Genomic DNA, 6,007 nt, shown 5'->3' on the forward strand with positions numbered 1-6,007 from the left:
CCAGGGCAGCCGCTACACGTTCCTGGCCCGCGACGGTGCCGAGCTCGAGAAGCTGCTCGACACCCTCGGGCCGGGGCGCCCCGACATGGTCCTCGAGGGTTACCTGGCCGACGATCCGGCCCGGGCCGGCGACCCCTACGCCGGCTACGTGTCGGTCGAGAGCGTGGTGGCCGACGGCGCCATCAGCCACCTGGCCCTGACCGGCCGCTTCCCGCCGGCCGGAAACTTCCGTGAGACCGGGTTCTTCATCCCCGCCGCCATCGACCGCGATAGCCGCTCGGCCGTCCTCGACCTGGCCACCCGGGCCATCGACGCCCTCGGGGTACGTACCGGGTGCCTGCACACCGAGGTCAAGTTCACACCCGACGGCCCCCGCATCATCGAGGTCAACGGACGGTTGGGCGGCGGCGTGCCCGAGATGCTGGAGCGGGCCGCCGGCGTCAGCCTGCTCAACCTCACGCTGCGGGTGGCGCTGGGCGAGCCGGTGTCCATCGACGGGCCCGTGGCCACCGACCGCATCGGCTACCGCTTCTTCCTCCAGCCGCCGACCGTCTCGGCCACGGTAACGGCCATCGAGGGCATCAACGACTTCAGCGATCACGCCGGGGTGGACACGGTGAGCGTCCACCAGCGCCCGGGGGCCGCCCTCGACTGGCGGGACGGCTCCGGCAACCACATCGTGGCCGTGGTCGGCTCGGCCGGCGACGAGGAGCAGTTGCAGGCGGCCTATCGGCTCCTCCACCAGGAGGTCACGGTCACCTACACCGACGAGAGGAATTGAGCGGCGATGGGCGTTCGACTGGCCGGGGCCCTCGACCCGGGGACGGCGCGAGACGGGGCCGAGGGACCGGTGCGGTGCGCCCTGGTCAACAACATGCCCGACGCCGCCTTCGGCGCCACCGAGCGACAGTTCGTGGGCCTTCTCGACGCCGGGTCCGGGTGTGAAACGGTCGTCCTGACCCGCCACACCATGGCCGGGGTGCCCCGGGGCGAGCGGATCCGGGCCCGTATCGCCGCCGACTACCGTCCCCTCCAGGACATCACCTCGGACCCCCCCGACCTGCTGGTGGTGACCGGCTCCAACCCGATCGAGTCCCGCATCGAGGACGAGCCCTACTGGTCCGATCTGTGCGGCCTGCTGCGGTGGGGCAGCGAGAACGTGCCGGTCATGGTGCTGTCCTGCCTGTCGGCCCACGCCGCCCTGGCCGTCTTCGACGGCATCGAACGGACAACCCTGCCGGTCAAGTGCACGGGCGTCTTCGCCCAGGAGGCCGACCCGACCCACCCTCTGGCCGCCGGGTTCTCGAAATTCGAAGGTCCCGTCGTCCTGCCCCACTCGCGGCTCAACACCGTGCCAGTAGAGGCGGTGGTCGCCGCCGGCTACGCGGTGGCCCTGCAGTCGGAGGAGGTGGGGTGGAGCGTGCTCACGAGGACGGTGGGCCGGTCCGAGGTCGTGCTGGTCCAAAGCCATCCCGAATACGATCCCTCGAGTCTCGTGCGCGAGTACGCCCGGGACCTGCGGCGCTACGCCGGCCACGAGCGCGACGAACTGCCCTGCCTCCCCCGGGATTGCGTGGCCGGCCCGGACTGGGACCGGCTCAGCCGGCTGCACGAGCGGGTGGTGGGCGGCGAGCGAGACCCGGCCCTGGTGGCCGCCTTCCCCTTCGACGAGGTCGGCGCCCGCGCCCCCTGGCCGTGGCGGGGTGCGGCCCTGCGTCTGTACGCCAACCTGTTGGACACCATCCCGAATCGGCTGTCGGGCACCATCGAGAAGAGGAGCGCCTGAGGAGATGCACGACGAGACCATCGCCATCCACGGTGGCTACACCCCCGACGGGACGCGGGCCGTGGCCGTGCCCATCTACCAGACGGTGGCCCACGACTTCATCAACGCCGCCCACGCCGGCGCCGTGCTCGACCTGGAGACGCCCGGCTTCCACTACAACCGGCTCAACAACCCGACCCTCGACGTCCTCGAGCAGCGCATCTGCGCCCTCGAAGGGGGGACGGCGGCCCTGGTGGTGGCTTCGGGCATGGCCGCGGTCAGCTACGCCATCCTGACGGTGGCCAGTGCCGGCTCGAACTTCGTGGTGGCCCCTCAGCTGTACGGGGCAACCTTCACTTACTTCGCCCACGTGCTGCCGACCCTGGGCATCGAGGCCCGCTTCGCCGTCGACGACCGGGCCGAGTCGATCGCTCCCCTCATCGACGAGAACACCCGCGCCGTCTTCTGCGAGACCATCGGCAACCCGGCCGGCAACATCGTGGACCTCGAGGCGGTGGCCGCCGTCGCCCACGCGGCCGGCGTGCCCCTCATCGTGGACAACACGGTGGCCACGCCGCTCGTGCTCAAGCCCTTCGAGCACGGGGCCGATGTGGTCGTCCACTCGCTGACCAAGTTCGTGGGCGGCCACGGCACCACCCTCGGTGGGGCCATCGTGGACGGCGGCCGGTTCCCGTGGGCCGACCATCCCGACCGCTTCCCCATGTTCAACCAGCCCGAGCCCGCGTTCCACGGCGTCGTCTTCGCCCGCGACTTCCCCGAGCGGCCCTTCACCGTGCGGGCCCGCTCCACCCAGCTACGCAACAGCGGCGCCACCCTCTCCCCCTTCAACGCCTTCCTGCTCCTCCAGGGCCTCGAGACGATGGGCTTGCGCCTCGAGCGCCACGAGGCCAATGCCCGGGCCGTGGCGGACTACCTGGCCGCCGACTCTCGGGTGGCCTGGGTCAGCTTCGCCGGCTTCCCCGAGCATCCCTACCACCACCTGGTCGAGCGCTACCTGCACGGGCGCGTACCGTCCATCGTCACCTTCGGGGCCGAGGGAGGCTACGACGCGGGACTGGCCTTCTTCGATGCGCTCCAGCTCGTCAAGCGGCTGCTCAACCTGGGGGACGCCAAGACGCTGGCCATCCATCCGGCCTCCACCACGCACCGCCAGCTATCCGACGAGGAGCTGGTGAAGGCCGGTATCCGGCCGGAGACGATCCGCCTGTCCATCGGGATCGAGCACATCGACGACATCATCGACGACATCGACCAGGCCCTGGACAAGGCCACGGCCGGCCGCTAGATCACCTGGCGTCGAACTGCTTCGACTTTCCCGACCACAGTCGGTCTATAGAAGCGACCTCGTGCACAACGACGTCCGACTCCGGCCCGCCGTGCCGGCGGAGCACGTCGACCAATGCCACCCGCAGATGCTCGAGGTCGGATGAACCGTCGGTCACCACGGACACGTTGACACCACCTTGCGTCTTGCCCACGAAGAAGTCGGCGACGCCGGGGGTGGCCAGGAGAGTCTGCTCGAAGGCCGCCCGGGGCACCAGAGCTCCGCTGTCGTACTCGAAGGCTCCGTCGATCCGACCGTTGACCGCTGTGATGCGGCGATGAGCACACCCGCACGGACATGGCTCGTCGGTCATCGTCACCGCGTCTACGAGGTCGTAGCGGATCAGCGGCTGCGTCGGGTTGAACAGGTTGGTCAACAGCAGCCGTTCCGCAGGTTGGCCGTATGGCACGGGGTTGCCATCGGCATCCGCCGGCTCGAGAATCACCAGATCGTCGGCGACGTGCAAGCCTTCTCCGACGCCGCATGGAAAGGCATACGTTCCCTCCGAGCAGCCCCAGAATTCCGAAGCCTCGATTCCCCACGCGGACCGGACCGACTCTCGCACGGGCGGGGTGCAGACCTCTCCCGCGACGCTGACCCAGGTCGGTTTGATGGTGAGTCGTCCTTGTATCGCTTCTAGAGCCAGCTGCCGCATGAGGCTCGGCCACGCTTGGAGAGCCTGCACCGCGGGACGCGCGTTGTTGAGGCCGTCGACAATCTCGTCCAGCGGTTGCGTGCCGCCGAAGCAGTGCGACGCCGGTCCTCCGCTTTCGAAGGTGCTGAAGGCGTGGAATATCCCCGACTCATGCCGCGTGCTGGTAGCGAAGGCCTGCGCCAGCACCGCGTCCGGGGCTTCGCCGCGCCGCCCGGTCCAGCGCGAGCCCTGCATCACGAAGGTGACGAATGCGTCCCAGCCGTAGACATGGACTGCTTCGGTTCCTATGTATCCGGACGTGACGATTGCCCGGTACTCGTCGTCCAGGTACTCGTCTTCTCCGTTCAACTGATCGAGGTGCTGTCGGACCCGGGCAAGTGTCAACCCGGGGACCGTGACCACCCGGTCGAACTCCGCCATCATCTCGGCTCTAGTCAGGACCGGCAGAGAGGGGAGGTCGGACTCGGTGAAATTCGCCAGGTCGCGGCCTGCCAGCCGCTCCCGCCAGAACGGCGAGCGATTCGCGGCGAACACCAGCAGCTCCCGAAGACGCCGTTCGCGTTCTGCGGCGAGACGCCTCGCGTCCCATCGCAGCCGGCGAACCCCCTTCAGGTACGCATCTTGCAATTCGGCGCGCTGGCGGAGGACCAGCTGCTCGTAACTTCCCACGGACGTCGCGCCCGTTGCCATCGCTTGCACCAACCAATCGTAGCCTAAATCCCACAATTACATACTATTCGTAGCCAAATAGCCTTTTTAGGCCACGTGCAGTTGCCTTCCCGACAGCTCAGGCCCCTTCGTTCGGCGAAGACAAGCCAGCCGCCTTCAGGAGCGAAATCGATCTCATGCCGTTCGCGCTCGCTGCACCGCTCGGGCAGCGTCTTCGCGTCCGTCCGCGACTAATCCTGAGATCACGCCATCGACGTCAGCGGCCGGGCGATTCTGGCTGAGCTTGAACTTGGCCTCGATGCGGGTGATCAGCAATTCCACCCCCACAATCGCGCGTAGTTGACCCTCGATGAACTGTGGCGGCGCGTCGTCGACGGACCATGGTTGCGGTCGCCCGGCCTCATGGCGTCCGGTTAGATCACGCACATTCTGTTCGACCCAGGCCGGGTCATCGCGCACTGCGAGTCGCCCATAGACGTGCGCAGTGACGTAGTTCCACGTGGGCACCACGCGTCCGTGCTCGGCCTTGCTCGGGTACCAGGCCGGGGAAATGTACGCATCTGGTCCCCGCACGATGACCAGAGCCTCGCCAACCACCGCGCGCCGCCACTGGTCATTGTTGCGGGCGAGATGACCACGAAGGGTCCTCGTGCCCGGGTCGTAGACGAACGGCAGCATCGTAGCGACCACGCCCTCCGGTGTTGCGGTGATGAGGTCAGCCGCACCGTGGTGAGTGAGCAGGTCGTCGACGGCCTGCTCGCCGGCGGTGAAATGGGCGGGAATGTACATGTTTTCCACTATGTCGGCGGGGTTGACGGTCAAGCTCGGCGCAGCGAGTCGATTTCCATAACGGAGTGCAACGACGACGGCTCAGGCCCCTTTATTCGGCGGAGACAAGCCAGCCTCCTTCAGCAGCCGTCGCTCGTCGACCTTGCTGGAAGACGTCAAGGGCAAGTCGGCCACTAAGACGAATTGATCGGGCAGCATCGTTTTCGGGAGCCGTTGGCTGGCGGCCTGCCGCACGGCGACAGGGGTGAGCTCGCCGTCCGGCACCACGAATGCGACCACCCCCAGGTCGCCCTCCAGGTCGAAGGTCGTGCACGCCGCGGATGCGACCCCGTCGATACCACCGAGGGCATCGGTCACCTCGACCAGCGACATCCTCACACCGTGTCGCTTGATGACGCGGTCCGAACGCCCCACGTATACGTAGTTGCCCCGGTCGTCGCGGTAGACGAGGTCACCCGTGCGGTAGAGGGTGGTTCCTTCGACGACGTCCGTCCGCAGCACACCTGCGCTCAGCGCCGGGTCATTCAGATATCCCGCCATGAGCTGCAGTCCGCCGATGTACAGCTCGCCGACGGCGCCAGGACGATCCACCAGCCTGCCGTGCTCGTCAACGAGGTGGAACGAGCTCCCGCAATGGGGATGGCCGATCGGTACCAACCCCGCGTCGAGCAACTCGGGCGTCAGTTCCAGGTGGGCGACGGCGATGGTCGTCTCGGTCGGGCCGTACCGGTTTACCACCCGCAGTCCCGGACTGGCGGCCCACACCGCCCTGATATCGGCCGTG

At 67.9% G+C, this 6,007-nt stretch carries 6 protein-coding genes; 3 read left to right on the top strand and 3 right to left on the bottom strand.

Features of this window, described 5'->3' with window-relative positions; all coding sequences use genetic code 11:
• The 3 genes from VMD50_RS06260 to VMD50_RS06270 form a co-directional block, all read left to right on the top strand.
• Positions 1-781, top strand: a 781-nt coding sequence (locus VMD50_RS06260; protein ID WP_325425921.1) for an ATP-grasp domain-containing protein, incomplete at its 5' end; no start/stop codon positions are given.
• Between the two features lie 6 nt (positions 782-787).
• Positions 788-1,786 carry a homoserine O-acetyltransferase/O-succinyltransferase family protein gene (locus tag VMD50_RS06265; protein ID WP_325425923.1) on the top strand — a complete coding sequence of 333 codons (999 nt, stop codon included), beginning with the start codon at positions 788-790 and terminating at the stop codon, positions 1,784-1,786.
• Between the two features lie 4 nt (positions 1,787-1,790).
• Positions 1,791-3,071, top strand: a complete 1,281-nt coding sequence (locus tag VMD50_RS06270) for an O-acetylhomoserine aminocarboxypropyltransferase/cysteine synthase family protein (protein WP_325425925.1) — start codon at positions 1,791-1,793, stop codon at positions 3,069-3,071.
• A 1-nt stretch (position 3,072) separates the two neighbouring features.
• Here VMD50_RS06270 and VMD50_RS06275 read toward each other — a convergent pair whose 3' ends face one another.
• The 3 genes from VMD50_RS06275 to VMD50_RS06285 form a co-directional block, all read right to left on the bottom strand.
• Positions 3,073-4,464, bottom strand: a complete 1,392-nt coding sequence (locus tag VMD50_RS06275) for a phenylacetate--CoA ligase family protein (protein WP_325425927.1) — start codon at positions 4,462-4,464, stop codon at positions 3,073-3,075.
• 144 nt (positions 4,465-4,608) lie between these two features.
• Positions 4,609-5,223: an FMN-binding negative transcriptional regulator gene (locus tag VMD50_RS06280; protein WP_325425929.1), complete on the bottom strand. Its 615-nt coding sequence runs from the start codon at positions 5,221-5,223 to the stop codon at positions 4,609-4,611.
• Positions 5,224-5,304: 81 nt separating this feature from the next.
• Positions 5,305-6,007 (bottom strand): AMP-binding protein (locus VMD50_RS06285; RefSeq protein WP_325425931.1); only part of this gene is annotated, 703 nt, incomplete at its 5' end.

The organism is Mycobacterium sp. (genome assembly GCF_035506235.1).
Lineage (GTDB): Bacteria > Actinomycetota > Actinomycetes > Mycobacteriales > Mycobacteriaceae > Mycobacterium.